The 17898-nt window shown below is 35.3% G+C and carries 14 protein-coding genes; 4 read left to right on the top strand and 10 right to left on the bottom strand.

Going from position 1 to position 17898, the window contains the following annotated elements; translation table 11 throughout:
- Window positions 1–10: 10 nt before the first annotated feature.
- Together IV514_RS01105 and IV514_RS01110 are read left to right on the top strand one after the other, a co-directional pair.
- Window positions 11–1315 (top strand): hypothetical protein, encoded by a 1305-nt coding sequence (locus tag IV514_RS01105; RefSeq protein ID WP_206483075.1) that lies wholly within the window; start codon window positions 11–13, stop codon window positions 1313–1315.
- A gap of 23 nt (window positions 1316–1338) precedes the next feature.
- A complete protein-coding gene (locus tag IV514_RS01110) occupies window positions 1339–2442 on the top strand; it encodes a hypothetical protein (protein ID WP_206483076.1) in 1104 nt (367 codons plus the stop codon).
- A 2-nt stretch (window positions 2443–2444) separates the two neighbouring features.
- Here the strand turns inward: IV514_RS01110 and IV514_RS01115 are convergent, their stop codons facing one another.
- From IV514_RS01115 to IV514_RS01160, 10 genes are all read right to left on the bottom strand, one after another.
- A complete protein-coding gene (locus IV514_RS01115; RefSeq protein ID WP_206483077.1) occupies window positions 2445–4136 on the bottom strand; it encodes an asparagine synthase C-terminal domain-containing protein in 1692 nt (563 codons plus the stop codon).
- Window positions 4137–5300, bottom strand: coding sequence for a hypothetical protein (locus tag IV514_RS01120; protein ID WP_206483078.1), 1164 nt, complete (start codon window positions 5298–5300; stop codon window positions 4137–4139).
- A 13-nt stretch (window positions 5301–5313) separates the two neighbouring features.
- Window positions 5314–6288 carry a polysaccharide deacetylase family protein gene (locus IV514_RS01125; RefSeq protein WP_206483079.1) on the bottom strand — a complete coding sequence of 325 codons (975 nt, stop codon included), beginning with the start codon at window positions 6286–6288 and terminating at the stop codon, window positions 5314–5316.
- A gap of 5 nt (window positions 6289–6293) precedes the next feature.
- Window positions 6294–7310: a hypothetical protein gene (locus tag IV514_RS01130; RefSeq protein ID WP_241242134.1), complete on the bottom strand. Its 1017-nt coding sequence runs from the start codon at window positions 7308–7310 to the stop codon at window positions 6294–6296.
- Between the two features lie 162 nt (window positions 7311–7472).
- Window positions 7473–8675 carry a glycosyltransferase family 4 protein gene (locus IV514_RS01135; protein WP_206483081.1) on the bottom strand — a complete coding sequence of 401 codons (1203 nt, stop codon included), beginning with the start codon at window positions 8673–8675 and terminating at the stop codon, window positions 7473–7475.
- An 84-nt stretch (window positions 8676–8759) separates the two neighbouring features.
- Window positions 8760–9884, bottom strand: a complete 1125-nt coding sequence (locus IV514_RS01140) for a glycosyltransferase (protein WP_206483082.1) — start codon at window positions 9882–9884, stop codon at window positions 8760–8762.
- Window positions 9874–11220: a phenylacetate--CoA ligase family protein gene (locus IV514_RS01145; protein ID WP_206483083.1), complete on the bottom strand. Its 1347-nt coding sequence runs from the start codon at window positions 11218–11220 to the stop codon at window positions 9874–9876. The genes IV514_RS01140 and IV514_RS01145 overlap by 11 nt, the downstream gene beginning before the upstream one ends.
- Before the next feature lie 9 nt (window positions 11221–11229).
- Window positions 11230–12735 carry an oligosaccharide flippase family protein gene (locus tag IV514_RS01150; protein ID WP_206483084.1) on the bottom strand — a complete coding sequence of 502 codons (1506 nt, stop codon included), beginning with the start codon at window positions 12733–12735 and terminating at the stop codon, window positions 11230–11232.
- A gap of 23 nt (window positions 12736–12758) precedes the next feature.
- A complete protein-coding gene (locus tag IV514_RS01155; RefSeq protein WP_206483085.1) occupies window positions 12759–14099 on the bottom strand; it encodes an O-antigen ligase family protein in 1341 nt (446 codons plus the stop codon).
- Window positions 14100–14141: 42 nt separating this feature from the next.
- Window positions 14142–15182: a GNAT family N-acetyltransferase gene (locus tag IV514_RS01160; RefSeq protein WP_206483086.1), complete on the bottom strand. Its 1041-nt coding sequence runs from the start codon at window positions 15180–15182 to the stop codon at window positions 14142–14144.
- Between the two features lie 122 nt (window positions 15183–15304).
- Between IV514_RS01160 and IV514_RS01165 the strand changes: the two genes are divergently transcribed.
- Together IV514_RS01165 and IV514_RS01170 are read left to right on the top strand one after the other, a co-directional pair.
- A complete protein-coding gene (locus tag IV514_RS01165) occupies window positions 15305–16381 on the top strand; it encodes a glycosyltransferase family 4 protein (protein ID WP_206483087.1) in 1077 nt (358 codons plus the stop codon).
- Window positions 16342–17895 (top strand): hypothetical protein, encoded by a 1554-nt coding sequence (locus IV514_RS01170; protein ID WP_206483088.1) that lies wholly within the window; start codon window positions 16342–16344, stop codon window positions 17893–17895. The genes IV514_RS01165 and IV514_RS01170 overlap by 40 nt, the downstream gene beginning before the upstream one ends.
- Window positions 17896–17898 lie beyond the last annotated feature (3 nt).

The raw sequence follows: 17898 nt of genomic DNA on the forward strand, positions 1-17898 counted from the left end.
AGAAAAAAAATTGCCTTCGTTATTAAAAATTAGCAACATATCAGTTACTTCTATTGGTAAGTGTTATCAAATCTCTGCAGATGTTGGATTTCAAAAACTTTGGTTTAGGGTACCTGTTCAATTCAAACCTGATAACTTAGATGCAACACCATTTTTGGTGTCTTTGCTTTTACCTGCTATGTTGCTTGGTAAAGATATTGAAGTCAGTAAAAATTACTTTATTTCCGAAGAAATTTATCACCAATTAGATCATATTCAAAGTATATATCATGATTGGAATCCATGTTTTAAAAAAATCAATGTTTACTCTAATTTAGCCCCTATTTCGCAAGGTCAAGATAGAACAGGGTCATTTTTTTCAGGTGGTGTTGATGGTACGTATACCATGATGAAGCATTTGGAGGATATTGATTATTTAATCCTAATAAATGGTTTTGATTTTGGCATGGGAAATATTACTTGGTCTAATATGGTCGCTCGTAATAGTCATTTCGTTGAGCACTTTGACAAGCAATTACTTGCAGTAGAAACTAATTTTAAAACGTTTATCTTGAACTATGGTATTGCTAGAGTGGTTAACTTTGGTGCTTGTTTAGCGGCTATTGGCTTGATTTTGAAGTTTAAAAAGTACTATTTGAGTTCAGCGACAACCTATTCTCATATCAAGCCTGACGGAAGCCATCCGTTATTGGATCATTTCTGGAATACTCAGCATACCAGCTTTATCCATACAGGCTTAGAAGCGGATCGCTCAAAAAAAATTACTTTTCTTAAAAAAACACCTTACGCTTTATCGCATTTATGGGTTTGTTGGAAAGATCCTAAACATAATTGTGGGCAATGTTCTAAATGTATTCGGACATATGTGGCGTTATTATTAAATAATGCTGAACATGAAATTAGTTTTCGTAATGAAATTGATATCAATGGACTTGCTAAGCAAACGATACTTGATGATAGTGATTTTGATTATTTTAATACTTTTAGAGAATTGGCTATTAAAAAAGATTTTCAGCAAATTAAGCTAATTCTTGACAAGATGTTGTTTAAGTATAAGTTAAAGTCATTCTTACGAGATTTTGATAAGTATTTACTAAATAACTTCTTTTTAAAACGAAGACGGAAATCTGCTGGTTTAGATGATATGAATGTAAAGGTCGCATTAACTTCTAGATATTCAGATGAGTATAATATTAACAAAGTCAGTCAATATGTCAGTATGAGTGAAATAACAGAAAATAATTGTATAGTCGGTTCAATTTATTTTTATGAGCCATCGCTTGATCCTGACACATTAGGTGAAGTACCTAGTTAATTATTAATATTTTGGGGCACCAGTTGAAAATTTTAGCGATCGAACAATCGAACAATGAAAATAACTCTATTGATGTTTTAATAACTATTGAAAATAACTTTCCCTTAATATTTAACTTTAAAGGGGCTGATAACCTCCCTTTACTAAATGATTGTGTATTCTTATCTCTTTATCTTCAATCAATGCAAGATGGTACTGACTTACAGCTTCCAAATGATTATCCAGTTTCGAAAACGCTAGTTGAGAATTTATTTGAACATCAACGTATTTTTACCCGATGGTTCCCAGATGAGCTTCTACCCATTAATATTAATGTCAATGCAGTAGACAGAAGCTTTACTCCTAAAGGGAAGGTTTCATTATTTTCTGGAGGGGTTGATTCGTTCTATACATATGTGTTGACTGAGCAATCGCTTAGTCACGTTTTTTTATGTATTGGCTTAGATATTCAATTAGAAGAAGTTGATAAAGTAGAAGCGGCTATTGAGTTATATAGTGATTTTGCCTGTCGAAACGGTAAGCAGTTATTGATTGTAACGACAAACATTCGTCATGTATTTCCAAATGGTAATCGTTCTATTCAGCATGCTGCGCTGTTAACTGCAATGGTCTTAGCCTTTGGGCTTGAGTTTTTATATATCCCAGCCTCTCATAATATTGATGAACTTTTCCCTTGGGGAAGTCATTTGTTAACAGATCCGCTTTTGTCTAATGGTATTACTCAAGTGCTTCATCATGGCGCTGTTTCACGTTCGGAAAAGACCATGACTATTGCTGAAAATCAAAATGCATTAGATAGTATTCGTATTTGTAATTCATCAGAAGAGTTTAACTGTGGTGAATGTGAAAAGTGCCTCCGTACAATGTTTGTTTTGGAGATTTTAGGTAAACAGACCAAAAATCTTCCTTTGTTAACAAATAAGCTGAGCCTTCTTAAAGGAATTAAAATTTATAAAGAAAGCCAAGCAACTTTTTGGCTCGATAATTATAAATTTGCCATAAAACATCAACGACCTGATTTAGCTAAATACGCCCACGATATTGTCCGTAATTACCGATGGCGTCAATGGCTAAAACAAGGAGTAGCTCTAATTCGTTATAGGTTAACAACCTCAACTAAATGTTGATGTTAATATTTGATGTTGAGTTCTTGCAGTACAATATCAAGTGCAGCAATAGTCCATTGAGTTTCAGTGTCTAGTTGGTTTGGATCGCTAATGTTTAAATATTCTGCTGCTGTTATTACATAATCACGCAAACATGTTTCAAGCCATTTCAAGTGTGGGGCAGGAAAGCCTTTTTTAGGTAAATACATTAATTCTGATTTAAAGTACATTTCACCAATTTTTCGGAGGATTGGTTTAACGTTGTCGCCTGCTATCGTATGGTACACTGGTAGCTGAGATGCAAAATTGATTACATCAATATCTACAAACGGGCTTATTATCTCTATGTTGAAATGGTTAGCTAACGCACCTGTTTCATGGAAATGATTATCTACATCAGTATTTAGGGCAAAACGCTTAATTTTTAATAAATCATTTTTTAGATTTGGTTTTATTGGTAAATCTGAAGTTAACTGTTGGAATGAATAATTATCCTTTTTTAACGAGGTGATTTTTCTAATGTAGTTGATACTGTAGTCGTTGAGTGCGAGCTGATTATTTGAGCGGATAAAGTCTTCAACAGACTCGTTTAACAACATACTAATTTTAGAATTTTGAGGAAGTAACTTAATTATATTATCAAGCAATGGAATAGCATTGATAATAGTACTAATATGTTGCCGTTTTTTATATCTTTGTAAATAACGTTTAAGTGTATTATTCCCAAATAAGGTATCTGCTGCTTCCCCATAAATAACTTGGTAAAACTCACCTTCAAGCTTGGAAAAAAGTAAAAATAAAATAATTGAACTTTGAAAGCGCGGAGCTTGTTCAATTATTTTAGAGCATTGCTTAAAAGCACAAGCTATTTCATTATCATCAATATCAATTATTCTGTGTTCGATGTTTAACGTTTTAGCAAATTTTATTGCGGTATTTAGCTCTGGGTTTTCGTGCTGTAAAGAACGATGTGATATCGCAACTAGCTCATGACCAGCATGATGAGCCATTGCTGCTAAAATTGATGAGTCAACACCTCCGCTAAGCAATATAGCTACTTTTTTTCTAGGTCTAACCATTTTGTTCAGTGCTGTGGTTAGTAGGCTATGCGTTGTAGAAGTGAGGCTTTCTAAAGATTCGTTTTGATACCTTTCTGGGTGAGCGATGGGTAAAGAAAAATATTTGATTTTTTCTTTGATAATATCCTGAGAAATTAACCAATAATGCCCAGAGGGCACTTGATAAACACCTTTGATTAAGCTGTGCTCTCCAGTAATCCAGCGGTATAAAAACTCTTCTTCAAGAGCTATATTCTCTATGGTGTCATTATTTGTAACTAAATTACTTAGCTTTTGGCTAATAATCCATTGAGAATCGTTTTGTCTGAGATAAACTCGGTTTCCACCTGATTTGTTGCTAAATACTGTAAATTGGTCTGTATTTTTACAAACTTTTATTAGTGAATAGTGACCGTTAAGTTTAGTGATATTATCTAATATGTTTTCGTTAGAAAAATATTCAGCCTTGTCTTTTGAGTGTAAGTAATCATTATCTTGGATATAGCCAATGATAAAAATATGGCTATGGGTAGTCTCAACATGGCTGATAGCTCCCATGATCTTACAGCTTAACTTTCTTCCGTAAAAGCTCGATTCTGGTAATGGAGTTATGCTATCACTCGATTGATTAATTTTAGTTATTGTGATTGTCGCCATTTAATTAAATACCTTCCGCCAAGCGGATTTGAAAATATCCGATACCTGCCTAGCGGCTAACACTATTGCTGGATACGGATCCCACCAGACAAAATAAATATAGATGTGGCGCTTCTTAATGAAATTTTTAATATATTCCTGCATAACGCCAAAAAATGATTCTCCATCTCTTAAACGGGAGAATAAATCCTCATAAAAGCTCACAAACATTACATTTTCTTGCATTTGATTGTTTTGAGGCAGTGCTTGGTTTGTTGCTAATAAGTAGGTCGCATACGCGTTGTTTATGCCACAAGAAGTATCAAAAAAGTTGCACATACCGAGTCGAGGATTGATTTCAATATACTTGTAAATATTGTCAACAGGGTCTTGCTTGAATTCTATCATGGCAGGTCCAGTATACTTTAATGCTTTACCTAGTTTGGCGGAAAGCTCCATTACGTCTTGATTTTTCTTACTTATTGCATAACTTGTGACGCCATAGTGCGAAGGAGAAAGTCGTAGTCGATTAAAAGTAAAGGCTTGTGTTAGTTCACTATTTTCATCAAAAAAGCAATTACATACCCATTGAAGCTTATCTGGACCCTGAATTATCTCTTGAGCAATTAAATGCTCGAGTTTATCACCGAATGTATTGAAAAATTGCTCTAGTTCATTCCGTGAGTTAATGACAATATTCTTACATCCTAACACCATGTGCTTATGGGATCTTGGCTTAATAATAATTGGTAAAGCAAGTTGATTAAGTAATTGTTGTTCATTGTTGATTTGCTGTACGGTTTTAGGAATAGGGATAACTTTACCTACAGCAATGGTTTCCTCTGCTTTATCGATTAATATTTCTGATAATTCCGCATCTGGAATGATAAACACACAGTTTGCTTGTAGTACTGAAGAGTGTTCTGTTAAAAAAGTTACATACCAATCGGATGTTGGAATAATAACGGTATTCTTAGGTTGTGTGCTTAGGATAGATAACAACCATTTTTGTTGCTCTTCATCAGTTGAACCATCAGCATACAATTTAATTGTAGGTACTTTAGATCTTAAAGTAATGTCATTTTTATCGCGAGTAATTACCTGACATTTTACACCTTGCATATGTAAGCTTCTTACAACACCTAAGCCATTTGGGCCTGCAGCAAGAACGATTGTATTTGCCATAATGTTCTATGTCCTATGTATTTTTAACGATAATATTTTTTAGTTGCGAAACTTTACAATTTCCATCTACAGGCAGTCGTTTAAGCTGAAAACGCTCTTGGCTATTGAATGAAGTGATGATGCCTGGAACAAAAGAAAATGCTACTTTGTAATTAGCTTGTTGGGCTAATTGACGTGTCGTTTCGGTAAATGCCGAGTGACCACCTACAGGATACGCAATTGAAGTGACTTCTTTCGATAGGTGTTGCTCAATTATCGCTTTTGATTGGCTGATCTCTTTCAGTTGCTCTTGAGGGGGCAAGTGAGAAAGTATGGTATGAGACATGGTATGAGAACCTATATGCATGCCATTATCTGACATTTCTTTTGCTTGTTTCCAGCTGATAAATAATGGGGTTTTGCGTAACTCATCAGGCATTTCACACTGGCATATTTTTGATAGCTCAGTGATTTTATCTACCATTGTGCGCTCTTTGTCTTGTTTTATCACCCTCAATATATTTCTTACTTTTTCAGTGATGCTACCTGAGCTGATATCTACAGTTTCAGACCAATTTTCAAATTTTATTTGTGTATTATTTGTGTGGCGAATGATCCACGCAATTTCATCCCACCATGGTATATGAGGTGTATCGAGGTAATTGGTAGCAACATAAAATGCGGCCGGTGTTTGATACTTTTTTAGTATTGGATAAGCAATATCATAGTTGTCAATATAACCATCATCAAAAGTGATTAATGCGTATTTATTATCAATAGGTAAATTTCTTTCGATTTTGTCTATTAGTTGTTCAATACTAATGACTATAAAGTTCTTGTTATAAAACTGTACATGTTGTTCAAATTGTTTGGCAGTACAACTGAATACATTAGGGTCAAAGATACTAGCGTTTTCATCGCCTATACGATGATAATTAAAGCAATAAATACCTTTTGGTATCATTGGCCACATTACTTTTCCGTATAGCTTTTTTAATATTGTTTTCATTACAATTAACCGACCTTATAGCTTGGTGCCGCTACGACATAGTCTCGGTATTCATTAGGATCATTGTTTTCACCTGCCTCTGCAGCCTTTACTATATTGTACATTTCTCTAGCAGAAACATAATGAAGCTTATATTTATTACCATCATTATATTTTTTATCTAGGTATTGACACATATCATGAAATGGTTGTCCTAGTAATGTATCTATATCTTGCTCTTGGGTACCATGAGTATGAATCTTAATAAATAGCCAGTCAGGCTTTCCTTTAACTGTTATAGCGGTATCAACCCATAGATCAACCCTATCGCTCGTTGGAGGCATTGAGGTGCGGATATCACTGTTTTCGATCTGTGGTATTATGCCTCTCTTGCATTGCTTCCAATTTAAGCCTACAGGGCCAGTTATTAACATGAGGTCTCCCCATGGTTGTCCGCCAACTTCAACCATTTTTCCAGTATTATGAGATTTTGGTTTGTTTGGATCATCTTTTGCGTAGTAGATTTCATTCACTATTGCTGGTTGAGTTGGACTAGGCGCTGACGGAAAGGTAAAGTCAGCAAAACAGCCTGTTTCTTTTAATACAATGAGTTCATCATTGACTCCACACATATTCCCACTAGGGAGGCTATTGTCTAAACACCAATTACCATGGATAAAAGTATATTGTAATTTGCCAGTTTGCTTGTCTCGAACAAATGCACCATGGTTCTCATGCAAAGTTTCGGTAAATCTTTCTAATGTAGTACGCAGATTCTCACTGGTGTCATTGTGATGATGTAAGTGAATTTCTATTTCCCCTAACCCTTGAGCGCATAACTCAGTAATTTTATCTAAGTGTTCTTTTCGATACTCTTCTTCGGGATAAAAAAATGAGTGCTTAGGGTAGCAACCATCAGCATCTTTAAACTGCATAGCTACTTTCGGGTACTCTTTATGCCAACGAGAAACGCGATCACATTCTTGTTGATAACTTACATTTTTTCCCCACATAGGTTCATAATGATCTACAAAACAAAACATTATGTGCTTAGGCTCTTTACTTTTTACTGAGGGACGGAGTTTTCTTTTTAGATAATGCCCTAGCCATAGGTGCATATGTTTTTTTCTAATGACTAAAATGAAACCAGCTGTCATCGCTATAGCGATAATGAGTAACGTTATTAACATTTAATTATTATTCCTTTACATTTTATCCATAATGTCTGGTTGTTTAACGAGTGATAATAACTGCTGAGCATTATGCTTCCATTGACGCTCATTTTCGATATAGGCACGAGCATTAGTACCAACCTTCTTTTGTGCTTGTGTATCTTTTGCAACAGCTAAGGTTTTGTCAATACATGCTTGGCGATCATTTGCTGGAAATAACCAGCTAGTTTCATCGTCTTTTACTACTTCGGCAATAGGTGTAAAGTTTGGGGCAACCATGCCTTTGCCCATTGCCATAAATTCAAATAATTTCATGGGCGAACCATAGTTATTTGAATCAGGTAAAATACCAAAATCCATTGCTGACAAATAGGTACTTACTTCGTGATGGGCTACTCGACCAGTAAGAATGACTTGCTCTTCAATATCAGCTTGTTTGATTCGTTGTTTAATTGGTTCATAACTAACACCATCACCAATAAGTAATAAGACAATGTTTGGGAAGTTTTTTAGCTGTTCGCTGATAAGATCTACAAACCAGTCAATGCCATGCCAATGCACAAAAGCGCCGACATAGCCAATAACGACTTTATCATCAATGTTCAGTTTTATTCTCAACTTTTGTGCTTTGTCTTCATTAATAACAAATGCATCTAAATCTGCAGCATTGGGTGAAACTACACATGGCGCTATTTCACCGTGTTCTTGTTCTGCAATCTGTTTAAATTCACTTGAAATAAAGACTAAGCCTGTAGCATTTTTAAATATCCAGCGTTCAAATTTTCGTGCTAAGGAGACAAAGAACAGTTTCCTAACACGATGCACTAAACTAGAGTCATTAATTTCGAGTACAATGGGGATATTATGCTTTTTGGCCCACCAGACAGATGCAAATAGAAATAAGGAATATCGTTCGTAGATCATATCTGCTTTAGCGTCTGCAACTGCTTTTCGTAAACGAAAAATAGAAATAAAATTAAACATAATTTCTATTAATTCAAAAACAAACTCTGGGGTATATTTTGTTAAGTTAGCGAGGAATGCAAGTACACCATTTTGGGATTGTGTTTGCTGATTTTTTGGTGTTTTGTTTTCTTCTTGTTGCTCAGGTTCCGCGCCAGGCAACGACAATATACTGACATTATGTCCTAGCTCCCTTAGCCCTTTAGTGACACCACGTATGTGGACACCTTCAGCACCTTTACCTCTTGTTCTATGATGAAATAGGATGTTCATTTAGCTAACGGCCTTTATTAGTATTAGAATTTGGTTTGCAATCACTTTAACTATGCTATCAAATTAGTCTTAGGTAGAGAAAAGTTATTTACTTTCTAATAAATTGACTAGTTGCGCTTTATTTTTCTGCCAAGAAAATTGCAAACTATGTTTTTTGATTTCAGATGGGTCCCAATGATGTTCTGAAATGTAGCGAATAGCGCTTGCAATAGCATTATCGTCTTGTGCGGGAATTATTTTACCGCAGATTTGTTCATCAACAATTTCAGGAATGCCGCCCACGTCGGTTGCTATGATGGGTTTACCACATGCCATGGCCTCTAAAATGACATTAGGTACCCCCTCGTGATAGCTAGGTAAAATTAATGCTCGACAATGATTTAACCACATGGGGATTTCGCTATGATCAACGCTACCTAAAAATATTACTTGATTTGTAATATGATACTGCTTTGCTAGTTCTATTAACTTAGGCTTCATGATTCCATTACCAGCAAATATTAAATTAAGCTCTGATTGATACGAACTAATTTTTGCAAAGCCTTCGAGTAACTCTATAACTCCCTTGTCATGCTTGAGGTTACCTATAAATAAAAGATATTCATGAGGGTGGGGGCGTTCACTTACCTGATTAAACTTATTATGGTCTACACCGTTGTAGATAACTTTTATTTTTTTCTCGTCGACACCCATGGTGATCATCTTTTTTGCCAGAGCTTGGGATACAGATAAAATCCCTTTCGCAAACCGACTTGCTTTCACAACTTGTTTGGCACGAGCACTATGTTGACATTGAATGTCAATGTCACTGCCATGTACTTTAAAGTAGAAGTCTGCTCCTAAGCATTGGCTTAGCCAACGGGCAGCAACAGCATCAGGGTATGCCCAACTAGCCAGTAACTTAGTAGGTTTCAATTGTTTTAACCATAATCCTGAATGAAGTAGCATGGATAAAAACATTGATAGTGAGTAAAAACGACGGCCAACTTTGGGGGTGAAGAAATAAGGTACATACCTTCTTTTAGCACTCTGCCTGATTGTTTTTCTATATTTAAACCATTCAATAAAAGCGATAGGGATAAGATAATGAACATCGTATTCTTCGACTAATGGCTCAAATTGTTGTCGATTAAAGGTTGCTCTATTAGGTTCCCAAGGTAGAGGAAATAGGTTCGTAATAATTAGCAATTTGGTTTTGTTAGACTTCACAGATAGTAACCTTATGCTTACCTGTTTTAGTTAGTGGAATATGATCGACTCTTTCAATATAGATATTAAGAGAGCCTTTACTGTATTTATTTATTTCATCTCGAATTGATTGTTCATCGATTGTAGAAAACGTTTGGTTACAGACCAGCTTGACGGTAATACTTGCTAACTCTTTCTGAATGACTTGAAATCGTTCAATTCCTGAAAATTCTTTAAACATATGGGGAAACAACTCACCAGGAATGGTAGCCCCAGTCGTTGTTTTAATAATATCTAACTTGCGGCCATCGATGCTACTAATAATAGGTAGAGGGTTACCACAATTACATTTCGCATTCTCGATTGTTGCTTTATCACCGTTTACATAGCGAATAAGAGGCATACCGTAATTATAGAGATCGGTAATAACTAGGTCTCCTGATGAGCCAATGAGTGTCTGGCCATGTTCATCAATTACTTCAATGACAAGATGATCAACATTCATATGTAATTGTTTTTCTTGCTGGCATTCCGCAGCAATGAGCATGAATTCTCTACAGCCAAACGTATTGTATACGGGAGCTTTGAATGCTTTTTCAATTGTATCACGTTGAAAATCATGTAGTTGTTCTGCACCAGTAAGTATTCGTTTTGGTGAAGTTACTTTGAGGTTATTTGCTATGATATAACGTGATAATTCATATAAAGGATTAACATAGGAAACAATGGCATCAGCTTTGTAAAGATTAATATCACGAATATAATTGATCATATTATCTTTATTCATAGCAAATGAATTGAGCATTTTTCTGTGATAAAAACCGTGATATAAAGCGTTTTTGAGTGATTTTGCCTGATTAGGGTTGCCTAAGTCTGCACCCCATAAGTACAGTGTTTTTATACCTAAACCAGCCCCCAACCAACCATAACCTCGCCACATTACAGCTTCTCGCCTAGTATTGCTTTCAATATCTAATTCGAATGTAAAAGGCTGCCCTGTTGAGCCACCAGTAGATTTTTTTATATTATTAGGGTGTAAATCACTGACAAATTCACGATAGTGCTCACGTATTAATGACTTTGTTACAACAGGGAGTTTTTCAAATTCATTCATTGACTGTATGTCTAAGTAGGAATCGATGCCATGAGTTTTCCAGTATTTAGGATAAAAAAGAGTATGCTCAAAGGCGTGCTTAATTAATTTTTGTAGCTCTTGCCATTGTTTATCTTTTAACTGTTCTGGACTCCATGATAAATGCTGCTGATATTCATTTACATAAGGAATGAGGTTTTTGCCTTTTATTCTGTCATAAATAGGCATAATGACATGCCGAAAAAGAGGGGTATATAAATCCATGTTATCCACTTATGCCTTATTACCAAATGGTAGTTTAGATGTAATTATTGATATCGACTGTTTCTTCAGCGTTTTATTGAGTATGAAAAACCAGTTTGTCACTACAATAAAAGGAAACAGCACGATGGTAAATATTATTAACATAAACCAACTTTGTTCAACATATTGTTCTAGTATGGTTTGCCCTAGTATTCCGAATGTATAGGTTAATACCACCGAAAGTAAAAAGCCTCTAATTACAGGGGTAATATTGAAGTTGTTATAACGTTTAAGTAAGTATAGGTTTAACACTACATCGGTACAGAAAAAGCCAAGAGCGCTACCTAAAGCAATACCTTGAAGACCAAAGTAGTGAGCTAATATAATTGACGAAGTAATGTTGATGAGTGCACCAGCTAAATTAGTGAGTGTTAAAAACTTATGATTAGCTTGTGCTAGTAAAACTGCTTTTGTCGACCAACCTAATGAACGGCACAAGAATGTGAATATGAGAAGGTTCACTAGTAGAATAGAATCGGTAAAATTATCACCCACCCAAAGCACAATAAACATGCCACAAAAGATAAATAATGACTGATATAAGATACTGTAAACAGTAATATTAATCAGTGATACATTATTGTACATCTCTTCCATATCTTCATCGCGGGCAACCATTCGAGTAAATACGGGTTGAAATATTGCCGTGATTGATTTTGCGAACCCTTCTACTAAGGTGCTTAGCCTGTTAGCAATACTATATATAGGAACTAAAGTTAATTCGAATAATTTTGTGACTAAAATTGGAGCTGATTTTGTATTTAAAGAATTCGCTATTCCGCTTGCGATTACATGTTTAGAGAAATTAAAAAGTTCTTTAAGCTCACTAAAACAAACAAATGTTCGGCTAAACCTAAGCGGTGGGTACAACTTTTTTACAAAGTAAATTTTTAAAATATTACTGAGAAAGTCAGCTAAAAGAGTAGCAGCGACTGCACCAAAAATATGCATTTGGGGTATCAATATAAAGACTAGAACGGCTTTAATTATAGAGTTAAAGGTGGAAATATTTGCATCAATATCATATCGCAACATACCTGAGAAGAAGCCATGAAAGGCATTCATTAAAAAATCCCAAAGTACTTTAATCATTAACAAGGTTAGTATGCTTGAAAATGTCGTTGCACTTGTATTGTCTACACCAACAATCATTGGAAACTGGGATAAAGTATATAAACCAATTGTAGAAATTATTCCGAGAGAGCCAAATAAGACAATACTTGTGGAAAAAATGGTATTGATGTGTGCATTATCTTTTTTTTCTAATGCAATCGTTATTTGGCGTTGAACGGCAGCAGGAAAGCCCAAATCAATAACATTGAACCAACCTAAAATTGACAGCGTAAGTAACCACAACCCATAGTCATTATTACCGAGGGTCTTAATGAAAAACGGTGTCAGTAATAAGGAAATACTAACCAAAATGATGTTTTCAATGAGCCTAAAAAAAGAGCTGGCAAATAATTGTTTTTTCATTGGGTACTCTAATTAGTTGCTTACTATAGGCCAATTTTCATTGCTATAAATACAGTAAAAATAATCAACCATGAATATTTTATGCTTTTAAATATCATGGTGGCGGAAAATAATTCTTTTAATTCGGGCCTAATTTTGATGACTCTTAAATGACTAGCTGTTAACAACCCTAGAAAAATGAAAAGTAATAAGCTATAGCTTCTACTGAGGAAAAAGGCTGTTATCATAAAACCCACCATTGAAAAAAACAGGGTTTTGTTTATCAGTAATTCATTCTGATACTGGCGTTTGGTATCACTTGATACAGTTTCTCCGTCGAGGGTTTGATATTTTTTCATTAATAAAAATCCTACAAGCATAGTGACTATTAATACTCCTCCCCAAATTGAGTAGCCAAATATGCCAAGCTCTGCGGCAATATGAATATATGAATTGTGAGCAACAAGATTATGTTCTTCAATGAAGTTGCCCATACCTATACCAAAAATAGGGTTGTTAAGAAGCATATGCACTCCAACATACCATGCATCTAGCCGTCCATGTGCAGAGGACTCCGAAGAGGAAACCCCACCAAAAGAGGCAAGCAAGGTAGCGGCTAATGGGGCAACAATCATTGAAAAGATAATAAGTTTAGTGCCAGCTTTAGTAAAAAGGAAATAAATACCAATAATACCTAAAATACCTAGCAAGGTACCACGGGAACCCGTCATATAGACACCGTAAAACAGAGCTGAAATTACTCCTAACATTATGATCTTTTTGAAAAAATTACCCCTATGTAGAAAGTAAATAGCGAAAGGGAAATTCATAACCAAAAACATGCCAAGATCATTTGGATCGCTAAAAAAACCAAAATAAGTAATTCTAATTTCTTGACGAGCAATACTACCAACACTTCGGCTACTTCCTATCCCTGTGCCATACTCACCGTTATAAGTAGAGAACTGTAAATGTCCGTTATAGACCATGAATAAGGCGGCCAGTAGACTAATGTACATAATTATATGCTGTCGCTGTATGCTGGTGATGCAGTTACTAAAGAGAAAGAATGGAATGATTGCACTGATAATTAGAATGTTTGCCTGATTGATACCTCCACTTAGCCACCCATTGAACAAACCAGACATGATTACAAAGGGGACTAATATAAATAACATAAAATGTTGCGGTATTAGTCGGATCGGTCGCAATGAAAGAATTGTTAATAGGATAGTTATTAAGGTTAAGACTTTGATTATAATTAAATTTGCTGTCTCAAAAGAAAACTCGTGTGGCCTTACCAATACAAAAAATGTATAAAGCATAAGAAAGAAAAAAGCGACAGGTGCATTTTTTTCTTTTTGTATGGGTAACCGTCTTGCCATTGAAAATATTCCCTTATTGTTATCTCGCCGCGGAATTATAAGCTAGATAGAAATTATCTTCCGCAAAACTTTTAATATTAAGTGTTTTATTGGTTTAAATTGGTGATGAACATCATAAAGTGGACGCTTAAAAGGTTTAAATTTATTTTTATAAGTATTACTTATCGGGCCCATCATTAGGTCATAAAAAAGCTTATTGTTATTTTCTATCGACCAAACGTGTAGCGCGAACCCCGGTGATAACTTATCGTATGAAGACTCATTCCAACCTGACTGATAAAAATAAAGTGTATTTTTGTCCACAAGATAATAATTCACAGCGATAATGACTTCATTTACCAGTAAGGCACTGATACGGATATTGTTTTTATCTTCGATAAAATAATGATGAAACTGATGGAAATCTTGATGAAAAAATGCGCCGTGCAAGTGTTTTTTTTGCCATCGTGCTTGGTGATATTTACTCATTTGATGCCAATAAATAGGGTAATCCTGTGGTTCAATCCAAACGAATTTACTGTTTAATTTCGCTAATTGATTTTTACAGCGGGCGTACCGATTTCGATTGTTTTTACTGAGTAAACTTTTATCCCATTGTTGATTATTTATTGTATATTGATACCCAGATAGTTTGTGTTCTACTTTTAGAAATTCGAGTATGTTGGCGTTTGGTTTGACCGCTCGGATATGAATGCTATCAAATTTACGTTGGCAATATGATTTGAGAAAATACGGATAAACTACTTCTTTCTCTTTTGGTTCTATTAAAATATCCGGATATTCGGTTGCGACTTCTGACTGGTCAGGCTCTCCTTGACCTAGTAAAAAGAGCTTTTTTTCTGTTAATCCACTACTGATAAATTGATAATACAAAGGGAATAGTGCAATCAACTTCTTATTGCGGAAAATAGCCAAACAATTGAGGTGCCAGTCCATTTGCCAAAAAGTGTCATACCATGTAGTTATCCACTTAGGAGAAGTGAATATACAGCCGTCATTCACACGGTGATTCAAGTCTACCCATTGTGGCTCAAGCGCCATTAACTGCTTTATATTTTCAATTTTTTTACAAATAATTGTCATTTAGTATCTAATATTAGCCGCAATAAAGTATATTGTTTTCTTTGCCTTAGACTTCGATAGTACTGGAAGTCCCATCTATGTTACCGCATAATTGTTAAAAATTTAGAAACTAATGATTAACAATGATTAACAATAATAATGTATCAAAAGTTTTGCATGTAGTCTCCAGTTTAGAAGTTGGAGGGGCAGAGCGTTTTGTCATTGATTTGTGTCAGGTGCAACGTGAAAAAGGGGAAAAAGTTGCGATATTGACATTCGGTAGCCAACAGGATCCTCTTGTATCTGAGTGCAAAAAAAATGATATAGAAGTGTTTTTTGTCTCTGGTAGTCGAACGAAAAAGTGGCAAATGGCTCTAAAGGTAATCAATAAATTTACTATTATTCATTTTCATTCTCCCTATCCGTTGAAATTTTTACTGCCTTGTTTGCCTATCTACTTTTTTAAAAAAGTTATATACACACGTCATGGAGCAGATCCTTTGTCGGGATTTATGTGGGGGATCGTGCATAAAATTGCTAATTATTTTGTTGATCACGTTACTTTTGTTTCTCAAGAAGGTGCTGATGTCTTTGAAAATTCGCATGGATGGCTGCGAAAAACTAAACATGTGATAGATAATGGTGTTAATTTTTCGAAAATAACCATTCATAGAGAGACATCTGATTGCCTACGCTTGGGATCCGTGGGCCGGATGGTTCCACTTAAAAATCAGATCAGTTTATTAAAAGCTGTTAGTTACCTGCCGAGCGAATATAAAAAAAAGGTGTTAATACATTTTTATGGTGACGGGCCTTGTTTAGCTGAACTTCAACAATTTGTAGATGAGAATGATTTATCTGAGCAAGTTGTTTTTCATGGCATGGTAAGTGATAGAAGTACTATCTATAACAGTTTTGACGTGTTAGTTGTTACTTCTGAGACTGAAGGTTTGTCTCTTGCTATTATTGAAGCTATGGCTTATTCGTGTGCAATTATTGCGACCCATGTGGGAGGGAATCCTAAATTAGTTAGCCATCAAAAAAATGGCTATTTATTTGAATATGATGATGATAAAGCATTATCAGGTTACATTAAAACCTTACAAAATAATGTTGCATTAAATGAACAGTTTGCTCAAGAGAGTCGAGAAAAAGTTGCACAACAGTTTTCACTTGACGAGTGTGCAAAAAAATACCAACAACTGTATTTAACTTCATAGTCATTATTATGCTTATTTTTCGTGTTTTTTTTCTGTTTCTCTTATGTCTCACTTCAGTTAAGTTATTTGCGTTTTCACAACAAAAAATTTCATTAGAAGTGGGAGGGAAAGGTTCATACTTAACTATTCCAGTTCCTCATCATCTTATACCTGTCGCAAGCGACATTAAGGTTTTCAATAAGGGGCTTTTAGTTAAAGCTGATGTTAGTTATGGTTTAATCTGGCCTAAATTGGCAGGAGAGCTCGATTATGTCCGCTTAATTAATATCGTTATTCAAAACGATATTCGTTTATCTTCAATAACATTAGTATGGCAAAATAGTCACAAAAAACTGCTTAAAACCTCAAAGCGTTTGATGATGAATAGTGAATTTGTTTATCCTGATTCGCAGTGGTTGAGGAAAAGTTTGCTTTTAACGGAGAGGGATAGCGTTGATGAACAGTGGTATCGAGACGTTCAAAAGTTAAGAGCGGAATATATAATCGATGAAAAAGCATTAGCAAAGAATAAATATCCCCGCTTTGAAGCTAGCCAATGGTTGTATGACCGTCCTCAGGCTCTTTATCAGTTGTTCATTGCTACTGGAGAGGATAAGTGGAAGCGTTCCGCAGATCGTTTTGTTGCATTTTATATTAGTCAGGTTGATAGTGACGGTTATTTTAAATTGTCGAAACCTAATGATATTAAGTACTTAATGGGTAGATCGATAGTTTATCAGTATCTTTTGAATCAAAGAGAATCATCTATTGAGGTGATTGAGCGACTATATCAGGCATCTCTCTCTTGGTCTGCCCAATATAATAGTAACTTTTGGACCGAGCGTCATCATGCTGCGGCATTAAATGTTGCTATTAGTTATTGGGAGTTAACTAATGATACTAGCGCTTATATAAGAGTTAACAATCTTATTAATAATCTTTGGGAAATGACGTTTTTGCCAGAAAATAATTGGCCTAAAGAAGGGTGTCCACAGCATAGTTTTCGGGCTCATGAAGGATGGGGGGATGATTCGCCAGCATGTTCACCCTGGATGATGGCGTTAGTTGCAGATCAGTTATGGCGATATTATTGGTTGACATCGAGCCCTAAAGCCGCTCGTCTATTAATTGCATTTTCACACTTTGTTGCCGACAAAGGTGTCTATGTTGCCTCAAAAGGAAAAATCAAAGGGCAAATCATTCCTAAGTATTTGGTATCTCTTCAAAACGCTGAACAAGAGGAGCTTGATCCTTTTTCAGATAGGCAGCATACCTGTGATGTGGCTGCTATGGTAGGCAAAGGTGTTTATATACAGACCAAGCTTGGAAGTTCAAGCAACCCTCAGGCAAAGAAAGTTTTTCAGCAGTTGGCCGAACGGTGTAAAAAGCAGCACTTAGCAGTTTTAGATAAATATAAGTATGTTAAATTAACACACTTGGTCAGTAAGCCCCCAAGAAAGTTTGCTTGGCTATATTCAAGTACGGATGACTTGCCATGGTTACTTTCAATATTCAAAGAAACCAATAAGAATTAAGGG

Source organism: Thalassotalea sp. G2M2-11, from assembly GCF_017168195.1.
Taxonomy (GTDB): Bacteria; Pseudomonadota; Gammaproteobacteria; order Enterobacterales; family Alteromonadaceae; genus Thalassotalea_E.